At 69.5% G+C, this 19,592-nt stretch carries 17 protein-coding genes; 11 read left to right on the forward strand and 6 right to left on the reverse strand.

Annotation, left to right across the window (positions count from 1 at the left end):
• Nucleotides 1–98: 98 nt before the first annotated feature.
• Together HNQ67_RS02280 and mfd are read left to right on the forward strand one after the other, a co-directional pair.
• Nucleotides 99–404 carry an FAD assembly factor SdhE gene (locus HNQ67_RS02280; RefSeq protein WP_343054786.1) on the forward strand — a complete coding sequence of 102 codons (306 nt, stop codon included), beginning with the start codon at nt 99–101 and terminating at the stop codon, nt 402–404.
• Nucleotides 404–3,856: a transcription-repair coupling factor gene (gene mfd / locus HNQ67_RS02285; RefSeq protein ID WP_183251915.1), complete on the forward strand. Its 3,453-nt coding sequence runs from the start codon at nt 404–406 to the stop codon at nt 3,854–3,856. Before HNQ67_RS02280 ends, mfd begins: the two co-directional genes overlap by 1 nt.
• Here mfd and HNQ67_RS02290 read toward each other — a convergent pair.
• Both HNQ67_RS02290 and HNQ67_RS02295 read right to left on the reverse strand, forming a co-directional pair.
• A complete protein-coding gene (locus HNQ67_RS02290; protein WP_183251917.1) occupies nt 3,853–4,587 on the reverse strand; it encodes an SRPBCC family protein in 735 nt (244 codons plus the stop codon). The two genes, mfd and HNQ67_RS02290, sit on opposite strands and share 4 nt — an antisense overlap.
• 4 nt (nt 4,588–4,591) lie before the next feature.
• Nucleotides 4,592–5,914: a diguanylate cyclase domain-containing protein gene (locus HNQ67_RS02295; RefSeq protein WP_183251924.1), complete on the reverse strand. Its 1,323-nt coding sequence runs from the start codon at nt 5,912–5,914 to the stop codon at nt 4,592–4,594.
• Between the two features lie 154 nt (nt 5,915–6,068).
• Between HNQ67_RS02295 and HNQ67_RS02300 the strand changes: the two genes are divergently transcribed.
• Complete coding sequence (locus HNQ67_RS02300; protein ID WP_246347403.1) at nt 6,069–7,022, forward strand: YihY/virulence factor BrkB family protein; 954 nt, start codon at nt 6,069–6,071, stop codon at nt 7,020–7,022.
• Here HNQ67_RS02300 and HNQ67_RS02305 read toward each other — a convergent pair.
• Together HNQ67_RS02305 and HNQ67_RS02310 are read right to left on the reverse strand one after the other, a co-directional pair.
• Nucleotides 6,985–7,215, reverse strand: coding sequence for a sulfurtransferase TusA family protein (locus HNQ67_RS02305; RefSeq protein WP_183251926.1), 231 nt, complete (start codon nt 7,213–7,215; stop codon nt 6,985–6,987). The genes HNQ67_RS02300 and HNQ67_RS02305 overlap by 38 nt on opposite strands.
• Nucleotides 7,212–7,703 (reverse strand): CinA family protein, encoded by a 492-nt coding sequence (locus tag HNQ67_RS02310; RefSeq protein WP_183251928.1) that lies wholly within the window; start codon nt 7,701–7,703, stop codon nt 7,212–7,214. The genes HNQ67_RS02305 and HNQ67_RS02310 overlap by 4 nt, the downstream gene beginning before the upstream one ends.
• Before the next feature lie 81 nt (nt 7,704–7,784).
• Here HNQ67_RS02310 and HNQ67_RS02315 point away from each other — a divergent pair, with 81 nt between their 5' ends.
• A complete protein-coding gene (locus tag HNQ67_RS02315) occupies nt 7,785–10,085 on the forward strand; it encodes a fused MFS/spermidine synthase (RefSeq protein ID WP_183251931.1) in 2,301 nt (766 codons plus the stop codon).
• Here HNQ67_RS02315 and HNQ67_RS02320 read toward each other — a convergent pair whose 3' ends face one another.
• Nucleotides 10,086–11,222 (reverse strand): bifunctional 2-C-methyl-D-erythritol 4-phosphate cytidylyltransferase/2-C-methyl-D-erythritol 2,4-cyclodiphosphate synthase, encoded by a 1,137-nt coding sequence (locus tag HNQ67_RS02320; protein WP_183251933.1) that lies wholly within the window; start codon nt 11,220–11,222, stop codon nt 10,086–10,088. It lies immediately after the preceding gene.
• Nucleotides 11,223–11,330: 108 nt separating this feature from the next.
• On the opposite strand from HNQ67_RS02320, the gene HNQ67_RS02325 reads away from it, so the two are divergent.
• The 7 genes from HNQ67_RS02325 to hflX all read left to right on the forward strand — a co-directional run bounded on the left by HNQ67_RS02325 (nt 11,331) and on the right by hflX (nt 19,168).
• Complete coding sequence (locus HNQ67_RS02325; protein WP_183251935.1) at nt 11,331–11,750, forward strand: MAPEG family protein; 420 nt, start codon at nt 11,331–11,333, stop codon at nt 11,748–11,750.
• Between the two features lie 50 nt (nt 11,751–11,800).
• Entirely contained in the window at nt 11,801–12,853 is a 1,053-nt protein-coding gene (dusB, locus tag HNQ67_RS02330; protein WP_183251937.1) for a tRNA dihydrouridine synthase DusB, read from the forward strand.
• Nucleotides 12,850–15,150: a sensor histidine kinase NtrY-like gene (locus tag HNQ67_RS02335; protein ID WP_183251939.1), complete on the forward strand. Its 2,301-nt coding sequence runs from the start codon at nt 12,850–12,852 to the stop codon at nt 15,148–15,150. Before dusB ends, HNQ67_RS02335 begins: the two co-directional genes overlap by 4 nt.
• A gap of 9 nt (nt 15,151–15,159) precedes the next feature.
• Nucleotides 15,160–16,578 carry a nitrogen assimilation response regulator NtrX gene (ntrX, locus tag HNQ67_RS02340; RefSeq protein ID WP_183251941.1) on the forward strand — a complete coding sequence of 473 codons (1,419 nt, stop codon included), beginning with the start codon at nt 15,160–15,162 and terminating at the stop codon, nt 16,576–16,578.
• Nucleotides 16,575–17,438, forward strand: coding sequence for a D-amino-acid transaminase (locus HNQ67_RS02345; protein ID WP_183251942.1), 864 nt, complete (start codon nt 16,575–16,577; stop codon nt 17,436–17,438). Before ntrX ends, HNQ67_RS02345 begins: the two co-directional genes overlap by 4 nt.
• Before the next feature lie 103 nt (nt 17,439–17,541).
• Nucleotides 17,542–17,787 carry an RNA chaperone Hfq gene (gene hfq / locus HNQ67_RS02350; protein WP_055830158.1) on the forward strand — a complete coding sequence of 82 codons (246 nt, stop codon included), beginning with the start codon at nt 17,542–17,544 and terminating at the stop codon, nt 17,785–17,787.
• 76 nt (nt 17,788–17,863) lie between these two features.
• Entirely contained in the window at nt 17,864–19,168 is a 1,305-nt protein-coding gene (gene hflX / locus HNQ67_RS02355) for a GTPase HflX (RefSeq protein WP_183251944.1), read from the forward strand.
• Nucleotides 19,169–19,224: 56 nt separating this feature from the next.
• Here hflX and HNQ67_RS02360 read toward each other — a convergent pair whose 3' ends face one another.
• On the reverse strand, nt 19,225–19,584 hold the full coding sequence (locus tag HNQ67_RS02360) for an endonuclease domain-containing protein (RefSeq protein WP_183251946.1): 360 nt from the start codon (nt 19,582–19,584) through the stop codon (nt 19,225–19,227).
• Nucleotides 19,585–19,592: the final 8 nt, after the last annotated feature.

A 19,592-nucleotide genomic window follows, 5' to 3' on the forward strand; every position in this document is an offset into this window, starting at 1 on the left:
CGCTATCTGACGCGCTTCATTGAAGTGCCCTGCGCTCGCCGCGCCGCGTTATGCCGTTCGAGGGCGCTTCTCACGAATTCCACCGGGCAAGGAAGCTTGTGGCCGATACCGACGCACGTCTGAAAGAGAGATTGGGCCGCATCGCCTTCCGGGCGTGGCGGCGGGGGTTCCGCGAGGCGGACCTGGTGCTGGGACCGTTCGTGGATCGGATCGGACCGGAGTTGGACGCGGCGGAACTGGATGCGCTGGAGGCCCTGCTGGCCCAGGACGACGATCACCAACTCTATGCCTGGATCATCGGCAGCGAGCCGACGCCGGCGGAGCACGAGACATCGGTGATGGCGAAGATCCGCGCCTTCATGCGCGACCATGTCGCGGCGGCCGTGGCCGGGGGAGCGGGTTGATGGACGCGATGGTCAGGCGGGATGATCGCGAACTGGGCGGCGCGCCGGAGGGGCTGGACGCCCTGACCGTGGCGGAGCGGCTCAAGACGGATGGCGGGGTCGGCGTCTTCGTGGCGCGCGACTACGCTCGTATGGGCGAGTTCGTTCAGGCATTCCGGTTTTTCGCCGACAACATTGAAGTCGTGGAGTTTCCGGCGTGGGATTGTCTGCCCTATGACCGGCTGAGCCCGACTTCGTCGGTGTCGGCCGAGCGGATGGCGGCCCTGACCCGGCTGGCGCAGCGCGACGCCGGCGACAGGCGGCCGCTGCTGGTCGTGACGACGGTGGGCGCGGCGATGCAGCGGACGCCGCCCCGCGAGGTGACCTGCGGCGCCGGCTTCGAGACCACGGTGGGGCTGGACCTCGATACCGAGGCGCTGGAACGGTATTTCGCCGCCAACGGCTATATGCGGGCTTCGACCGTCTCGGATCGCGGGGAGTTCGCGGTCCGGGGCGGGGTGATCGACGTCTTCCCGCCGGGCTTCGATGAGCCGGTGCGACTGGACATGTTCGGCTCGGAGCTGGAGTCGATCCGCACCTTCGATCCGGACACCCAGCGGTCGACCGGGCAACGCCGCGACGTGTCGCTGGCTCCGGTGTCGGAGGCCTTGCTGGACGCCGACAGCATCTCGCGCTTCCGCACCGGCTATCTGAGCCTGTTCGGCGCGGCGGGCGACGACCCGCTCTACATGGCCGTCAGCGAGGGCGCGCGACGGCAGGGCATGGAGCACTGGCTGCCGCTGCTCTACGACCGGCTGGAGACCCTGTTCGACTATCTGCCGGACGACGCGCGGCTGTTCCTCGACAACCAGGTCGAGGCGGCGCGGGCGGAACGCTGGGTCCTGACCAAGGACGCCTATGACGCCCGACGCGACGCGGCCATGGGCAAGGCCGGGGCGGCCTATCGCGCCCTGCCGCCCGAACGGCTGTATCTGCCCGAGAGCGACTGGAACAGCGCCCTGGCGGGGCGCTGGATCCGGCGGCTTTCTCCCTTCGACAACGGCGGTGAAAACGCAGGCGGACGACTGGGCCGCAGTTTCGCGGCCGAACGGGCCCAGGACAGCGTCAATCTGTTCGAGGCCGTGGCGCGACATGCGGAAGGGCTGAAGGCGGCCGGGAAACGGGTGCTGTTCGCCTCATGGACCGAAGGCTCGTCCGAGCGGCTGGCCTCGATGCTGGCCGATCACGGCCTGAAGCATGTGGTGGCGGTGCGCGACTGGGCCGATGTCCAGAAGGCGCCGAAGGACATCTATCTGCGCGGCGTCCTGCCGGTGGAACATGGCTTCGAAACCGACAGCATCGCCGTCATCTCCGAGACCGACATGCTCGGCGACCGGCTGGCGCGGCCGAAGAAGAAGCGGCGGGCCTCGAACTTCCTGGCCGAGGCGTCGGCTCTGACCACGGGCGATCTGGTCGTCCACCTCGATCACGGCATCGGGCGCTATGAGGGCCTGAAGACGCTGGAGATCCAGGAGGCGCCGCACGATTGCCTCGAACTGCTCTACGCCGGCGACAGCAAGCTGTATCTGCCGGTCGAAAACATCGACCTGCTCACCCGCTATGGCTCGGAGACCGATGAGGCGCAGCTCGACCGGCTGGGCGGCGCGGGCTGGCAGGCGCGCAAGGCCAAGGCCAAGCAGCGGCTGCGCGACATGGCCGAGGGACTGATCGCCCTGGCCGCCAAGCGCTCGCTGCGGACGTCCGACGCCATCACTCCGCCCCAGGGACTGTTCGACGAGTTCTGCGCCCGCTTCCCCTATGAGGAGACGGACGACCAGCTGAACGCCATCGGCGACGTGCTGGAGGACCTCGGCAAGGGCACGCCGATGGATCGGCTGATCTGCGGCGACGTCGGCTTCGGCAAGACCGAGGTGGCGCTGCGGGCCGCCTTCGTGGTGGCGATGAGCGGCCAGCAGGTGGCCATCGTCTGTCCTACGACCCTGCTGGCGCGGCAGCATTTCAAGACCTTCAGCGAGCGTTTCGCCGGTTGGCCGGTCAAGGTGCGCCACCTGTCCCGGATGGTGACGGCCAAGGACGCCGCGGAGACGCGGGCGGGGCTGAAGGACGGCTCGTTCGAGATCGTGGTCGGCACCCATGCGGTGCTCAGCGAACAGGTCGGATTCAAGGACCTCGGCCTGGTAATCGTCGACGAGGAGCAGCATTTCGGGGTCAAGCACAAGGAGAAGCTGAAGTCCCTGCGGGCCGACGTCCACCTGCTGACGCTGACCGCCACGCCGATCCCGCGCACGCTGCAGATGGCGCTGTCGGGCATCCGCGAGATGTCGATCATCGCCACGCCGCCGGTCGATCGACTGGCGGTGCGGACCTATGTGACGCCGTGGGACCCCGTGCTGGTCCGAGAGGCCCTGTTGCGCGAGAAATATCGTGGCGGGCAGGCCTACTACGTCGTGCCGCGCCTGTCCGACCTGCCGGATATCGAACAATTCCTTCGCGAGAAGGTGCCGGAGATCAAGTTCGTGGTCGGCCACGGCCAGATGTCGCCGACGCAGCTGGAAGACGTGATGAGCGCCTTCTACGACGGCAGCTACGACCTGCTGCTGTCGACCACCATCGTTGAGTCCGGACTCGATGTTCCGACCGCCAACACCTTGATCGTGCACAAGGCCGACATGTTCGGTCTGGCGCAGCTGCACCAGATCCGGGGGCGGATCGGGCGGGCCAAGGCGCGGGCCTTCGCCTATCTGACCACCCCGCCCGAAAAGCCGATGAGCCTGTCGTCGGAACGGCGGCTGCAGGTGCTGCAGTCGCTCGACAACCTCGGCGCCGGCTTCCAGCTGGCGAGCCACGATCTGGACCAGCGGGGCGGCGGCAATCTGCTGGGCGACGAACAGTCCGGCCATATTCGCGAGGTCGGGGTCGAACTGTACCAGCAGATGCTGGAAGACGCGGTCGCCGAGCTGCGCCAGGCGGGCGAAGGCGGCGGCGTGGTCGATCGCGGCTGGTCGCCGGCCATCAATGTCGGCGCGGCGGTGCTGATTCCCGAGAGCTATGTGCCGGACCTGAATGTGCGGCTGAGCCTCTACCGGCGCCTGTCGGACGCCGAAAATTCCGAGACGCGCGAAGCGCTGGCCGCCGAGCTTATCGACCGCTTCGGGCCGCTGCCGGACGAGGCCAAACAGCTGCTGCGCATCGTCGGCATCAAGGCCAACTGCAAGACGGCCTGTATCGAGCGCATCGACATCGGGCCCAAGGGCGCGGTGCTGACCCTGCGCAACAACGAATTCCCCAATCCCGCGGGACTGATCGGGCTGATCCAGAAGAACCACGCTTTCTGGAAGATCCGGCCGGACCAGAAGATCGTGGTCAAGGGCGACTGGGACACGGCGGCCGAGCGGCTCAAGGTCGCCGAGCGGATCACCGCCGATCTGGCGCGGGTCGCGGGGGCCGGCTAGCAGCCTGGCGCGGCGGTTTCGAAGCGTTCGTCCCACCACGCCTGCCAGCGAGCCTGAAGGTCGCCGAGCGCGTCGTCGGAGAGGCCGTAGGTGGTCAGGGTCAGCATGGCGAAGCCGCGCGGCTTGCTGTCGGTTGGCGGCTGATCAACCACGACCAGCAGGCCGTCGCCCCAGGCGTCGACGGTGACGCCGATCTGGTGGCGGGCGGTGAACCAGACCTGCCCGGCGGCGCTCTCCGGGCCCAGCGGCCCAATCCAGGGCTCCCCGCCGGCCGGGGCGGCGTCGAGGCCGAGCAGCGACCGGGCGAGGCGATCCTCGCGCGGCGGGCCGGAGAAGAACAGGGTCCGCCGGGGTTGGCCCGGATGGCGGGCGAAGGCGAAGGCCAACTGCCAGGTGAAGGAAATCCAGCCCTCGATCATGCCGTCGAAGACGTCCGACCAGTCGCTCGCCGGGGCCGAACGGACGACGCGGACCACGCTGGCGTCGCCGCGCGCCTCGACTTCGTAGCGATCATTGACGCCGACGAAAGTGACGGTGCGCGTCGCCTCATCGGCGGCGGCGTGGGTGACGAAGATGAAGTCGATTTCGTCCTTCAGGGTGTCGGCGTCCCAGCCGAACCAGTCCTTGATCTTCGCCGGATCGCGCAGGGCGGCCCAGACTGCGTCGGCGGGGGCGGGGACCGTGACCTCGACGAGGACGTGGTCCTCCCTGGGTGTTTCAGCGTCGGTCATGGCGTCAGTTCCCGGCTGGTGTGGCCCGGATGTCGGCCGAGGCGCGCTCGAGCACCGCCGCCGGCGATTCGCCCGGCCCGACCTCGGCCACACCGACCTCGAACTCGACCACGAAGGGCGAGCGGTCGGGACCGGCGTCGAAAGCGGTGCAGCCAATGACCGCGGCGATCCGGTCGGCCGCGATCCGGCCGGCGGGGCCGCGGGTGGCGGGGAGGGCGAGGGCGAAGACGTCGGGCGACAGGCGGGCCGCCGTGTCCTCCGTCCGGATCAACCGCGAGACCATGGCGCCGATCTGGGGCAGGGCGCGGTCCAGCCAGCCCCCCTTGCGGGCCTCGGCCACCGGCGGGGTGTCCGACACCCGCAGCACCACGACCGACAGCGGACGGCGGCGCGCGCGAGCGCCCTCGGCCACCCGGGCCAGATGGCTGGCGAACAGTTCGGGCGTGAACAGGCCCGTGGCCGGATCGGTCAGGCCCGAGCCCCGCGCGCTCTCCAGCGCCTTGCGGATCGCGACGTGCCGCCGATGATGACGGGCGAGCGCGACGATCCGTTCGGCAGTTTCTTCCTCCGGCGTGTCGGCGGCGGCGACGTCCGCGAAGCCGCGATTGTAGAGCTCGGCCAGGTTGATTTCGCCCGAGCCTCGCAGATAGAGCACCACCGGAATGTGGTAGAGGCGGGTGTTGCGCTTCATGCCCGAGGCGATCGAAAGGGCGGGGGCGTGGTCCTCGGCGCCCCACAAGACGGCAGCGTCGAACGGCCGCTCGTGCAGATAGTCAAAGGCGGTGTAGGGCGTCGGCGCGGCGACCACCTCGCAGCCGTGGGCCACCAGAGCGTTCGACAAGGCGAGGAAGTGTCGGTCGGCCTTGCCGGCGGCCAGCACCCGCAACGCGCTGGCGTCGATTTCGGCGGTCGGCAGGGGCTCGCCCCGGGCCGCGAAGGTCGCCTCGCGCAAGGTGACCTCCTCCTCCGCGATGGCGGCGCGAACGAGGTTGTCGAGGCGAAGCGCCGCCTGGGCCGCATGCGGCGGGGCTGACATGGCGATATCGGCGGCCTCCGCCGGCCAGTCCGCCGCCGCCGGGCCGATGGCCATGACCGGCAGGCGACGGGGCGAGACCGTCTGGCGCAGCGCGGCGACGCCTTCAACCGCATCCGGCAGGCGGGCGTCCAGAATTACAGTCTCCAGTGGCCAGTCGATCAACACCTGTACGGCGCCGGCCAGCGAGCGCGCCGTGACCGTGCGCCAGCCCAGGGCGTCCAGCCCCTGGCACAGGGTCCCGATCAGGTCGTCATCAGGGGCGACGACCAGAATGCGCGGATCGGAAGTCAAGGCGAAGTCTCCGGCGGCCCCCCACCCGGGCCGCGATCTCATGGCGCGGACCATAGCGACGGTCCCCGTGGCGAGGCAACCGGCGGCGTCCTCCTTTCCCCAGACGCGAATTGCGCTAAAGGGAACGGCTTCGCGGCGGGGACAGGACACCGGTTTGCAGGCCAGTAAGGAAATCGAGGACGCCGTGCGCTGGGCGACGCCAGCGCTGTGGGGCCGTCTGGCGGTCAAGGCTTTCGCGCGTAGCTGGGGCCGGGACGTCATGCTCTACACGGGCGGGGTGTCGTTCTTCGCCCTGCTGGCGGTGTTCCCCGCCATCGCCATCCTGATCGGCTTCTACAAGGCGGTGCTTTCGATCAGCCAGGTCAGCGAACAGGCGGCGGCGCTGGCGGATGTGATGCCGTACGCGGCCCAAGCCATCTTCATGACCGAGATCGACCGGCTGGCCAATGCCTCGGCGCGCACGGTATCGGCGCAGAGCGCCTTCGCACTGATCATCGGCGGCTACGCGGCGCACCGTGGATTCAAGGCCTTGCTGGCCGGACTGAACCTGATTCATGACGAGAGCGAGCCCCACGGCTTTCTGAAGTTCAACCTGCTGGCCTTCTTCGTGGCCCTGTTCGCCTTCGCCCTGTTCACCGTGGTGTCCGGCGCCGTGGTGACATCCCGGCTTCTGGCCCACACAGGACCTGGCGCGGCCAATGGCGCGGAAGGTTCGGCCCTCGTGGGACTGTGGCCCGCGGTCGGCCTCGTGGTCGGCCTGACCATGCTCTACCGGTACGCCATGTCGCACCGGACGCCGGTGGCGTGGTTTCCGGCCATCGTCGGCGGGGTTCTGGCGACGATCATGTCGACGGTCTCGTCCTGGCTGTGCGCCATCTATGTCGAGCAATTGGCGCCGCTGGGCGCGACCTACGGCTCGGTCGGCGCCATCGTGGTGTTGCTGATCTGGCTGTCGTGGAACGTCAACGCCATCTTCTACGGCGGGGCCTTCGCCACCGAGATGGAGATCGTCCAGCGTTCGATGGACGCGCCCGAGCTGGAGCCGGCCGATCCGCTGCCGGAGTCCGTGGTCAGCCTGTCGGAGCGGCGGGCGTCTCGACCTCGATAGTCAGGACTCCGTCGGCCTCCTCGATCGACACCACCCACCCGCCGGCGCCGGCCATCAGATAGGGCACGTCGATGCGGGCCATCGGATCCGTGGCCAGCAGGGTGAGACGCGCGCCGGGAACCGCTCCGCGCATGGCTTTCTGCAGCCTCAGGCTCGGGGTCGGACAACGGTGGCCGCGAGCGTCGACGATCATGCGCCGATCCGGTCCAACAGCAGGCCGACGGCGACCCGCACGCTGTCGAGCCGGACGGCCTCGCGGCCGATGTCGCCGAAGCGGCGCTCGACATGGATCAGTCCGGCCGGACCGGCGGCCGCGAAATGCACCAGGCCGACCGGCTTGTCCGCCGATCCCCCGCCCGGACCGGCGATGCCTGTCACGGCGACCGAGACCTGCGCGGCGGATTGGTTGAGCGCGCCCTCGGCCATGGCCCGGGCCACCACCTCCGAGACGGCGCCATGCCGGTCGATCAGGTCCGCCGGAACGCCGAGCATCTCGCGCTTGGCGGCGTTGCTGTAGGTCACGAAGCCGCGCTCGACGACCGCCGACGATCCGGCCACCGCCGTCAGGGCGGCGGTGACGAGGCCGCCGGTGCAGCTCTCGGCCGCCGTTACGGTCAGCTCCGCCGCCGTCGCGGTCTCGACGACCCGGCGGGCGAGGTTTTCGATATCGTCGGGAAACATGGGCGAGGGCCTTCCGGAGCGGCGGCGAGTCGGTTCAGGGTGGCGCGATGCGCCCGAGCGGCGCCAGCATACGGGGCGGGCATGAGCGACACCACTGGCGAACCCGGGGTTTCGATCCGGCCCGCCGACCGCCTGACCCCGCTGCTGTTCGCCGTCGCCATCTTCACCTCCGCCTCGCTGGTTTTCGTGGTCCAGCCGATGGTTACAAAGCTGGTCCTGCCGATGCTGGGCGGATCGCCGGCGGTGTGGAACACGGCGATGGTGTTCTTCCAGGCGGCGCTGCTGGGCGGCTACCTGTATGCCCACCTGTTGCAGAGGATCGCTTCGATCAAAGTGCAGGTGGCGGTTCATCTGGCCTTGCTGCTGGCCGCCGCCCTGTTCCTGCCGCTGCGCATCAACGGCTGGCTCGGCGATCCCGATCCGGCCGCCCCGATCACCTGGCTGCTGGCGACCCTGGCCCTGTCGGTGGGCGCGCCTTTCGCGGTGCTGTCCGCGACGGCGCCGCTGCTGCAAGCCTGGTTCGCACGGGTGCGCGCCGGCTACGCCGACGGCAAGAACCCTTATGTCCTCTATGCGGCTTCCAACCTCGGCAGCTTCCTGGCGCTGCTGTCCTATCCGTTCGTGATCGAGCCGCTGACCAATCTGGTCGGGCAAAGAATGGGCTGGACGGGCGGCTACGGGGCCTTCCTGCTGATGGTCGCGGCCCTGGCCTTCGTGGTCTGGAGCCGCCGCATCGACCGCGCCGCCGAGCCCGCGCGGCTGGCCGCGACGCCGCCGATCCCGTGGCGCGAGAAGGCCATAATGATCCTGCTCGCCGCCGCGCCGTCCAGCCTGATGCTGGGGGTGACCGCCCACCTGTCCACCGACGTCGCCTCGGCGCCGTTCCTGTGGGTCATCCCGCTGGCGCTTTATCTGCTGACCTTCGTCATCGCCTTCCAGAGCCGGCCGTGGATCCCGCTGCCCGTCACCCTGGTGGTGCAGGGCGCGCTCGGGGCCATGGTCGTGCTGATCGTGGCCTTCCGGACGCTGGATATCAGGATCGCCTTCGTCATCCACATCCTCGCCTTCTTCTTCGCGGCGCTGATGTGCCACCAGATGCTGGCCGCGCGGCGGCCGCCGCCGGACCGGCTGACCGAGTTCTACCTGCTGCTGTCGGTCGGCGGCGTGCTCGGCGGGGCCTTCACCGCCCTGGTGGCGCCCGTGATCTTCAACCTGGTGTGGGAGTACCCGCTGGTGCTGGTGCTGGTCGGTCTGGCCCGACCATGGGATCGGCGCCAGCTGCGCGGCGAGGAAACCGGGGCGCTGGTCGCGGTCGGCGTGCTGGCCGTAGCAGCCGCGGCCCTGTCGGGGTGGATGACGGCGGATCCCGACGCCTGGGCCGCCCTGTGGCGGGTGATCCCGCTGTTCCCGTTGCAGACCCTGTGCATGCTGATCCTGACGCCGGCGCTGATCTGCGCCTTTCTGTTGCGCGACCGCGCCCAGGCGTTCACCGCCGCCCTGCTGATGATCGGTCTGTCAGCCCAGTTCGTGACCCGCGGCTACGAAGACAGCTACGCCGAACGGAGCTTCTTCGGCGTCATGCGGGTGGCGGTCCAGCAGGACCCCGGGCTGGGCGGCGACGTGCACATCCTGACGCACGGAACCACCTGGCACGGCGCCCAGGCGCGCGACGCCCGCTACGACTGCCAGCCGAGCCTGTATTACAATCCGCTGACCCCGATCGGGCAGTCGGCGGAGATCGTTCAGGCGCGGGGCCCGGCGCGGATCGGGGTGGTCGGGCAGGGCGCCGGCACCATGGCGGCCTACAAGCGCGCGCAGGACTCGCTGACCTTTTTCGAGATCGACCCGATGGTCGACCGGATGTCGCGCGATCCACGCTGGTTCACCTACATCTCGGACTGCGCGGTCGGCGGGATCGACACAGTGCTGGGCGACGCCCGGTTGACGCTGGAGGACCAGCCGGCGGGAAGCTACGACCTGCTGGTCATCGACGCCTTCTCGTCGGACGCCGTTCCGACCCATCTGCTGACGGTCGAGGCCATCGAGGGCTATCTGCGACTGCTGAAGCCGGATGGGGTGGTGCTGCTACACCTGTCCAACCGCAATCTCGAGATTGTACTGCCCACCATCGCGGCGGCGAGGACGCTGGGGCGGCCGGCCCTGCACGGGCTGTACGTCGAGGACGACTCCCTGCCGCAGATGGCGGTCGCCTCGACCGAGGCCGTGGTGATCTCGCCGACCGAACAGGGTCTGGCCGACTTTCGCGGCAAGCCGAACTGGCGCGAGGCGCCCGGGACCGACGTGCGGCCGTGGACCGACGACTACGTCAACATGTTCGGGGCGCTGTGGCGGTCGTTCCGGCCCCCGCCCGAGCGCCCGTGATCAGGCCGGCAGGTCAACCGTCGCCACCGCCTGGGCGGCGAGGCCTTCGCCCCGGCCGGCGAAGCCCAGGCCCTCGGTCGTGGTCGCCTTGACGCTGACGGCGTTGAGCGGCAGCGACAGCAGGGCGGCGAGGCGTTCGCGCATGGCCTGACGGTGCGGCTTCACCTTGGGCTGCTCGCAGATCAGGGTGACATCGACGTTGAGCAACCGGCCGCCCCGCGCGCGCAACCGCTCCACGGCATGAACCAAAAAGCGGTCGGAGGAAGCGCCCTTCCACTGCGGGTCGGTCGGCGGGAAGTGATCCCCGATGTCGCCGTCGCCCATGGCCCCGAGAATGGCGTCGGTGAGGGCGTGCAGGCCGGCGTCGGCGTCGGAATGGCCGATGAGGGTCTGGTCGTGGGCGATCTCGACCCCGCACAGCCAGACCGACGAGCCCGGGCCCCAGCGATGCACGTCGAAGCCCTGGCCGACGCGGGTCCAGCGGGGGATCAAGGCCTCGGCCATGGCGAAATCCTCGGGGAAGGTGAGCTTCATCAGGCGCGGGTCGCCCTCGACCAGGGCCACGGCCTGGCCGGCGGCGCGGGCGACCTCGACGTCGTCCGTCGGCGGGGCGTCGCCCGGCCATCGGGCGTAGGCGTCTCGCAGGCTGCCCAGGCGGAAGCCCTGCGGCGTCTGCGCCCGCCACAGTCCGTCGCGCCCGACCGGGTCGCCCATCAGGCCGTCGGCGCCTCGCCGCAAGCTGTCGATGACCGGCAGGACCGGAAGGGCGGCGTCCGCCCCCTCAAGGGCGGCGAGGACCCGGCGAATGGTCGCCGCGTCCAGCAGGGGCCGGGCGGCGTCGTGCACCAGCACACGGGCGTCCGGCCGGCCGGTCAAGGCATTGAGACCCGCCTGCACCGAGGCCGCGCGGGTGTCGCCGCCGACCACGGCGGACCAATGCCCGAGACCGGCCATGGCCTCGGCCGCCCGGGCCTCGGCGCCGGGCGCCACGACCACCGCCAGTTCGGACGCGCCGGTCGTCAGCAGGGCCTCGGCCGACCAACGCAGGACAGGGCGACCGGCGAGATCGCGCCACTGTTTCGGGCCGCCCGCGCGGGAGCCGGTTCCCGCGGCGACGATGATGGCGAGGAAGCTCATGGCCCGCTTGTAGACACGCCGTGTCGCGCTGACGAGAGCCCGTCGCGGTGTTCATCCTGTTTGACAACGGACCGCACGCCGGGTCAGCTTGACCGTAGGAGGACGACCATGAGCCACGTCATGCTGCAGCCGGTCATGGCCCTGGTGCTGTGGTCGATGGTGATGTGGGGCTGGCTTTACGCCACCCGACTGCCCGCCATGATCCGCGCCCGAACATCGCTGGATCCGACCCAGCCGCGGGACGTCATGCTGGGCGGCCTGCCGCCGCAGGTGCGATGGAAGGCTGACAATTACAATCACCTGATGGAGCAGCCGACGCTGTTCTACGCCACGGCCCTGACCCTGGCCCTGCTCGGGCAGGGTGACACCATCAATCTCGCGCTGGCCTGGAGCTATGTGGCGCTGAGGGTGGTCCACAGCCTGGTCCAGGCGCTGATCAACCTGATCGTCCTGCGGTTCGCCATCTTCATGGCGGCCAGCGTGGTCCTGATCGTTCTCGCCCTGCGCGCCGCACTCGCCCTGGGCTGAGCCGGCGGCAGAGTTGGACCACCGGCCTCAAAAGCCCTATCTGCCGCCCCATGCGCAACGGCCTTCAGATCGGCGACGTGTGGGTGCCCGGCCGGGTGCTGACCGCGCCCATGACCGGGATCACCGACCTGCCGTTCCGGCTGCTGGCCAGCCGGCTGGGCGCGGCCTATGTGGCCACCGAGATGGTCGCCGCCGCCGAACTGGCGCGGGCGCGGCCCGATGTGGTGCGGCGGGCGGCGGTGGGCGAGGGCCTGCCGCTGACGGTGATCCAGCTGGTCGGGCGCGATCCGGCCGCCATGGCCGAGGGCGCGCGCATGGCGGAGCAGGCCGGCGCTGACATCGTCGACCTGAATTTTGGTTGCCCGGCCAAGGAGGTGACGGGCTCGGCCTGCGGCTCGGCCCTGATGCGCACGCCGGATCTGGCCTGCCGGCTGATCGAGGCGGCGGTCGAGGCGACCAGTCGCCCGGTGACCGTCAAGATGCGGCTGGGCTGGGACGACGCCAACCGCAATGCCCCGGAACTGGCGCGCCGGGCCGAAGCGCTGGGCGTTCGGGCGGTGACGGTGCACGGGCGCACGCGGCAGCAGTTCTACACCGGCGTCGCCGACTGGACGGCCGTGGGCGAGGTCAAGGCGGCGGTCAGCGTGCCGGTGATCGTCAACGGCGACATCATCAACGCCGATGACGCGCGGGCGGCGCTGCAACAGTCGGGCGCCGACGCCCTGATGCTCGGGCGCGGGGTTTACGGACGACCATGGCTGGCGGCTCATCTGGAGCGGGCGCTGGCCGACGGGACGGTGATGCGGGAGCCTGACCGCGAGGAGCGGCTGGAGATCGTGGTGGAACATCTCCGCGCCTCGGTCGGCTTCTACGGCCTGCCGCTGGGGCTCAAGATGTTCCGCAAACACCTCGGCTGGTACGTCGAACAGGCGCCGTGGCCGGAGGACCCGCTGGAGCGCCGCGCAGCCAAAGCGCGGCTGTGTCGCCTTGAGGCGCCGGACCAGGTGGAGATCGCCCTGGCCGAGCTGTGGCGACCACTGACGCATTCCGGCAACTCGGCTGTTGATATCGGGTCACAGTTCGCCGAAGCTGGAACAGCATGACGGACGCGCCCTCCACGCCTGCCGGACCCGACGCCGCCCCGCTCCGGGGGCCGGCGCGCTGGTTCGCCGGCTGGTCGGAGGAGCGTCGGCGCAACACGTTCCTGATCGCCTATTCAGTCGCCTTCCTGATCACAGCCGCAGCGATCTGGTTGGTCGCGGTCGCGCCGGATGCGGGTGACGAGGGGGCGCGCGGCATGGCTCATCAGGCCGTGCTGGTCATCCTGGGCTTCAATTTGTTGGTTATTGGAGGGCTGGGGCTGGTCGTCGGTCGGCGCGTGTTGTCGCTGTTCCAGCACCGCAGTCAGGCCGGCGCACGGCTGCATCTTCGCTTCGTCACGATATTCTCGCTGGTCGCACTGGTGCCGGCCGTGTTGATCGCCCTGGTGTTCGGGGTGGTGGTCAACCGGGGGGTGGATCAATGGTTCAGCGAGAACGTCGAGACCGCCGTAAACAACGGGGCCGCCATCGGCCGCGCCTACACCAGCGATGTCTCCGGTGAGATCGATGGCGACCTGGCGGTCATCGCAGAGCAGCTGGAGGGCATTCGCCCCCTGTTCGGCAATCCGATCCAATTCTCGGATGCGCTGGCGCAGGTCGGGGAGCTGTTCGGGTACCCGGCCATCTACATCATCGACGACGACGGCGCGGTCCTCGCAAGCGGCGAAGGGCCTGACGCGCCACCCTACATGGCTCCGTCGCCCGCTGCCCTTGAGGAGGCTGCGGCCGGCGAAGAGCCATCGGTGCAACAGCCCACGCGGAATCCCGATGCGGTCAGGGGACTTGTGGCCTTTCCAGCCTACGGAGAGGCCTACCTGTATGTGGTCCGGCCGCTGCGGCCGGGGCTGTTCGATCAGCTGGCCGCGGCCGAGGAGTCCATCGTCGCCTACCGGGAGGCGCAGAAGAGCCGCGACCGCATCCAGGCGGCCTTCGCCCTCAGCTACATCGAGACCGCCCTGCTGGTTCTGGTCGGCGCCATATGGCTGGGCATGGCGGCGGCGACGTCGATCTCCGCGCCCATCGGACGGCTGGTCGAGGCGGCGGACCGGGTGGCGAGCGGCGATCTGACGGCGCGGGTCGACGGCGAGGATGGGCCCGGCGAGATCAAGAACCTGACAGCCGCCTTCAACCGAATGACCGGGGACCTTGAGGCGCAGCAGGCGGCGTTGCGGGCGGCCAGCGAGGAGGCCACGGGGCGGACCCTGTTTATCGAGACGGTGCTCTCGGGCGTGTCGGCCGGCGTGATCGGCGTCGACCGGCAGCGCCGTGTCTCGGCCATCAACGACAGCGCGGTCGAGCTGCTCGGTCTGTCCTCCGGCGAGGACATCATCGGTCACCCGCTGGCCGAGGCGGCGCCGGAACTGGGCGAGCTGGCCGGCCGGGCCGAGGCCCACATCGAGGAAGAAATCGACGTCAGCCGAGACGACGAAACCCGGCGCCTGCGCGTCCGCATCGAAGGCGGCGTCGGCGGCGAGATGGTGCTGACCTTCGACGACATCACCCGCCTGGTCACGGCCCAGCGTAACGCGGCCTGGCGCGACGTGGCGCGGCGCATCGCTCACGAGATCAAGAATCCGCTGACCCCGATCCAGCTGTCAGCCGAGCGCCTGCGGCGGCGCTATCGCAAACAGGTTGGCGACGACGTCGAGGTGTTCGACCGCTGCACCGAAACCATCATCCGCCAGGTCGGCGACATCGGCCGGATGGTCGACGAGTTCTCGTCCTTCGCCCGGATGCCGGCGCCGCGCTTTACCGCCGAGAACCCGGCCGAACTTCTGCGCGAAGCGGTCTTCGCGCAGCGGGTCGCGGCGCCCGATATCGGCGTGGAATTGATCGAGCCGTTGCCGAACGTAGTGCTTCACGCCGACGGCCGCATGGTCGGTCAGGCCCTGACGAACATCCTCAAGAACGCCGGCGAGGCGGTGGCGGCGCGACGTGCGATCGCGCCAAGAGCGGGGGACGGCAAACGTCCGGGCGTGAGCGCGCGCCTCGAGGCGGCGGACGACCTGATCACTTTCGTCATCGAGGATGACGGCGTCGGCCTTCCGGCCAAGGACCGCGACCGATTGACCGAGCCGTATGTGACCACGCGCGACAAGGGCACTGGTCTCGGCCTGGCCATCGTCAAACGAATTTGCGAGGAGCACGGCGGCGAGCTGAGGCTGGCCGATGCCGAGCAGCTGACGGGCGCCCGGGTGTGCGTGATCTTCCCATTGAAATCTTCACTGCAATCGACCGGCGCGGCCGGGGGCAGGGACGCGAAAGCGGCCCGGGCCCCGGCCGTTCCGGCCGGCGAATAGCGAGGCGACATGCGATCCACGGGAGCCGATATTCTGGTCGTCGACGACGAGGCCGACATCCGCGAGCTGGTTTCCGGCCTGCTGGAGGATGAAGGCCATGCCGTGCGGGTGGCGTCCAACTCCGACGAGGCCCTGGCCGCGATCCGGGCGCGCAAGCCGTCGCTGGCGCTGCTCGACATCTGGATGCAGGGGGGCGGACTCGACGGGCTCGAGCTTCTGGACGTCATCAAGGAGCTGGATCCCGACCTGCCCGTCGTGATGATCTCGGGCCACGGCAACATCGAGACGGCGGTTACGGCGCTGCAGCGCGGCGCCTATGACTTTATCGAAAAGCCCTTCAAATCCGACCGGTTGGTTGTCGTCGTTCAGCGCGCACTGGAGGCGTCGTCGCTGAAGCGCGAGAACCGGCGGCTGCGGGCCCAGGTCGCGGCCCCGACCGGTTTCATCGGCAAGTCGGCGGCGGCGCAGGCCCTGCGCACCACCATCGCCAAGGTCGCCCCGGCCAACAGCCGCGTGTTGATCTCCGGACCGCCGGGCTGCGGCAAGGAGCTGGTGGCGCGCCAGATTCACGAGGCCAGCGCCCGGTCGGGCGGCGAGTTCGTCGCCATCGCCGCGGCGGGCATGACCCCGGAACGCCTCGATCTGGAGCTGTTCGGCGAGGAAGGCCACGATGGCCGGCCCAGCAAGATCGGCGTCTTCGAACGGGCCCACAACGGCACCCTCTATCTCGACGATGTCGGTGACATGCCGCGCGAGAGCCAGAGCCGCATCCTGCGCGTGCTGGTCGAGCAGCGCTTCCGCCGCGTCGGCGGCGAACAGGATGTGCAGGTCGACGTGCGCGTCATCACCTCGACCTCGCGCGATCTGAAGCAGGAGATCGACGAGGGCCGCTTCCGCGAGGACCTGTTCCACCGGCTGAACGTGGTGCCGATCCGCGTGCCGGCGTTGTCCGAGCGCCGTGAGGACATCCAGGAACTGGTGGATTATTTCATCGAAACCCTGTCGGCCGCGCAGGGTCTCCCGCGCCGCCGTCTGGGCGACGACGCCATCGCCGTGCTGCAGGTCCATCCGTGGCCGGGCAACGTTCGCCAACTGAGAAATAACGTCGAGCGGCTGCTGATCCTCGCCACCGGGGATACGGACGAGCCGATCGGCGCCGACGCCCTGCCGCAGGAGGCCACCAACGCCGGGTCCAGCGGATCCCTGGGCGCCGAACGGATCATCGCCCTGCCGCTGCGCGAGGCGCGGGAGGTGTTCGAGCGCGAATATCTGGCGGCCCAGATCATGCGCTTCGGCGGGAATATCTCGCGCACCGCCGCCTTCATCGGCATGGAGCGGTCGGCGCTTCACCGCAAGCTCAAGTCGCTCGGCGTCTCACCGGCGCGCGGTCCCGTCGAGGACGAGGATGCGGGAGTCGTCGAGGCATGAGCCGGGTCGCCTACGTCAACGGTCAGTACGTTCAGCACGGGCAGGCGACGGTCCATGTCGAGGATCGCGGCTTCCAGTTTGCCGACGGGGTCTATGAGGTCTGGTCGGTGTTCGACGGCCGGATGGCCGATTTCGACGGCCATATGACCCGGCTGCACCGCAGCCTGAACGAACTCCGTATCCCTATTCCGATGACGCGCGAGGCGCTGGAGCGGGTGCTGAAGGAGACGGTGCGGCGCAACCGGGTCAACGAAGGCCTGGTCTATATCCAGGTGACGCGCGGCACGGCCCGGCGCGACCACCCGTTCCCGGCTGAGGGGACCGCGCCGAGCGTGATCGTCACGGCCCGCTCGCTGCCGCTTTCGAAGGGGAATGCGGCGGCGGCCAAGGGCGTGGCCGTCATCACCCACCCCGACATCCGCTGGGGCCGTTGCGACATCAAGACGGTCGGCCTGTTGCCGAACGTGCTGGCCAAACAGGCGGCCAAGGAGCGCGGCGCGGCCGAGGCCTGGATGGTCGATGAGATGGGTCTGGTCACCGAGGGCTCGTCGACCAACGCCTGGATCGTCGACGAGAGCGGCAAGCTGCGCACCCGGGACACCCAGTCGAACATCCTGCATGGCATCACCCGCGCTGCGGTGATGGCGCTGGCCGCCGACGAGGGCATCGAGGTCGAGGAGCGGGCTTTCTCGGTGGATGAGGCCAGGCGGGCCCGGGAGGCCTTCTACACTTCCGCCAGCGGTTTCGTGATGCCGACGGTGTCGATCGACGGGGCCATGATCGGCGACGGCAAGCCGGGCCCGATCGCGACGAAGCTCAGGGCGCAGTATCTGGATCAGGCGCGACGCGACGCCATCTAGGCGTTGCGACGGACGCAGGGGCCGTTAAGGTGGCGCGCCGGCGTCGATCGGTCCCGGTCGCTCCCCCGGCCGGCGCAACAATCAAGAACAGGCTGAACCTGCCATGTCGCAAGACAAGTCCAAGAACCTTCAGGACACTTTCCTCAACAGCGTCCGCAAGACCAAGACGCCGCTTACCATCTTCCTGGTCAACGGGGTCAAGCTGCAGGGCATCGTGACCTGGTTCGACAACTTCTGTGTCCTGCTGCGCCGCGACGGCCAGTCGCAGCTGGTCTACAAACACGCCATCTCGACCATCATGCCGTCGGCGCCGGTGCAACTGTACGAGCCGGAAGCGGACGAGGATTGAGCCCGCCGGGGATAGCCGCGGTGCTGTCGCATACCTATCTGTCGGCCCCGCCACTTTCCTGAGAGCTTACGCCCACTTGGCCACCCAACTGATCGACCACGCCGTCCCGCTGATCCGGGCCGTCGTCATCCACCCCGACGGCCGGAGCGAGAGCTCGCGGCTGGCGGAGGAGCGACTGGAGGAGGCCGCCGGCCTCGCCCGGGCGCTGGACCTCGACGTCCGAGCCGAGGAGATCGTGCGGGTCCGCAAGCCGACGCCCGCGACCCTGTTCGGTTCGGGCAAGGTCGACGAACTGGCCGCCCTGGTGCGCGCCGCCGAGGCCGAGGCCGTGGTCGTCGACGACCAGCTGACGCCGGTGCAGCAGCGCAATCTGGAGAAGGCCTGGGACTGCAAGGTCATCGACCGGACGGGCCTGATCCTCGAGATCTTCGGCCGCCGGGCGCGGACCAAGGAGGGCCGGCTGCAGGTCGAACTGGCCCGGCTGGACTATGAGCGCTCGCGGCTGGTGAGGACCTGGACCCACCTCGAGCGCCAGCGCGGCGGCACCGGCTCGACCGGCGGCCCCGGCGAGACCCAGATCGAACTCGACCGCCGACTGATCGCCGACCGCATCGTCAAGCTCAAGGTCGAGCTCGACGAGGTGCGCCGCACCCGCGGCCTGCACCGCAAACAGCGCCAGAAGGTCCCGTTCCCGACCGTCGCCCTGGTCGGCTACACCAACGCCGGCAAGTCGACCCTGTTCAATCGTCTGACCGGGTCCGAGGTGTTCGCCAAGGACCTGTTGTTCGCCACCCTCGACACGACCCAGCGCACCATCCGCCTGCCGCAGGGCCGGCCGGCCATCGTGGCCGACACCGTCGGCTTCATCTCCGACCTGCCGCACGAACTGGTCGAGAGCTTCCGCGCCACCCTGGAGGAGGTCGGCGAGGCCGACCTGATTCTGCACGTCCGCGACATCGCCAGCCCCGACAGCGACGCCCAGCGCAAGGACGTCGAGGCGGTGCTGAAACAGATCGAGACGCCCGAGGGCAAGACCCGCCGGGTGCTGGAGGTCTGGAACAAGATCGACCTGCTGGGCGAGGACGTCCGCGAGGCGGTGCTGGGTCAGGCCGAACGGCTGCGGGCGCAGGGCGAGGCGGTGGCGGTCTCGGCCTGGACAGGGGAGGGGATCGAGCCCCTGCGCGAAACCATCGCGTCGCTGATCGACGACGATCCGGAGACGGAGCTGGTCCTCGACCCGTCACAGGGCGAGGCGCTGGCCTGGCTCTACGAGAACGGCCGCGTCACGGGGCGTGAGACGGACGACGAGGGCCGGACGCATGTGACGGTGCGGCTCCACCCGGCGGCGCTGGGGCGGTTCGAGCGGCAGTTCGGGGCGTAGGCGTGCCGTCTCCTCCCCGCTCGCGGGGAGGGGGACCGCGAAGCGGTGGAGGGGCGTCAGACTCCGCGCCGTTCCAACGCGGTTCGCGCGAGGAATTCCAGAACGCCGTCCAGATTGGCTCGAACGTCCTCCGCCGCCAGCCTGACAACCCGAACGCCATGCTTTTGAAGCCACAGAGTTCGGCGGCGGTCATGGTCGATCCGATCGGGATGCGCGTGAGATTGCCCGTCCACCTCCACAGCCAGCTTGGCCTCTGCGCAGTAGAAGTCGAGGATGAACGGTCCCATCGGGTGCTGCCGCCGGAACTTCAGGCCCTGCAGCCGCTTGCCGCGAAGTTGGACCCACAGGCGCACCTCCGGCGGGGTCATGTGGCGGCGAAAGGCGCGCGCCAACAGGACAGTTTCGCTTCTGGTCATTCGCCCCT

The organism is Brevundimonas basaltis (assembly GCF_014202075.1).
GTDB lineage: Bacteria > Pseudomonadota > Alphaproteobacteria > Caulobacterales > Caulobacteraceae > Brevundimonas > Brevundimonas basaltis.

Excerpts from the sequence above, each read along its gene's own strand:
- HNQ67_RS02345 (WP_183251942.1), top strand. The coding sequence starts at position 16,575 with ATGAGCCGGGTCGCCTACGTCAACGGTCAGTACGTTCAGCACGGGCAG.
- HNQ67_RS02290 (WP_183251917.1), bottom strand. The coding sequence starts at position 4,587 with ATGACCGACGCTGAAACACCCAGGGAGGACCACGTCCTCGTCGAGGTC.
- HNQ67_RS02320 (WP_183251933.1), bottom strand. The coding sequence starts at position 11,222 with ATGAGCTTCCTCGCCATCATCGTCGCCGCGGGAACCGGCTCCCGCGCG.
- HNQ67_RS02325 (WP_183251935.1), top strand. The coding sequence starts at position 11,331 with ATGAGCCACGTCATGCTGCAGCCGGTCATGGCCCTGGTGCTGTGGTCG.
- HNQ67_RS02310 (WP_183251928.1), bottom strand. The coding sequence starts at position 7,703 with ATGTTTCCCGACGATATCGAAAACCTCGCCCGCCGGGTCGTCGAGACC.
- hfq (WP_055830158.1), top strand. The coding sequence starts at position 17,542 with ATGTCGCAAGACAAGTCCAAGAACCTTCAGGACACTTTCCTCAACAGC.
- mfd (WP_183251915.1), top strand. The coding sequence starts at position 404 with ATGGACGCGATGGTCAGGCGGGATGATCGCGAACTGGGCGGCGCGCCG.
- dusB (WP_183251937.1), top strand. The coding sequence starts at position 11,801 with ATGCGCAACGGCCTTCAGATCGGCGACGTGTGGGTGCCCGGCCGGGTG.
- ntrX (WP_183251941.1), top strand. The coding sequence starts at position 15,160 with ATGCGATCCACGGGAGCCGATATTCTGGTCGTCGACGACGAGGCCGAC.
- HNQ67_RS02335 (WP_183251939.1), top strand. The coding sequence starts at position 12,850 with ATGACGGACGCGCCCTCCACGCCTGCCGGACCCGACGCCGCCCCGCTC.
- HNQ67_RS02315 (WP_183251931.1), top strand. The coding sequence starts at position 7,785 with ATGAGCGACACCACTGGCGAACCCGGGGTTTCGATCCGGCCCGCCGAC.
- HNQ67_RS02360 (WP_183251946.1), bottom strand. The coding sequence starts at position 19,584 with ATGACCAGAAGCGAAACTGTCCTGTTGGCGCGCGCCTTTCGCCGCCAC.
- HNQ67_RS02305 (WP_183251926.1), bottom strand. The coding sequence starts at position 7,215 with ATGATCGTCGACGCTCGCGGCCACCGTTGTCCGACCCCGAGCCTGAGG.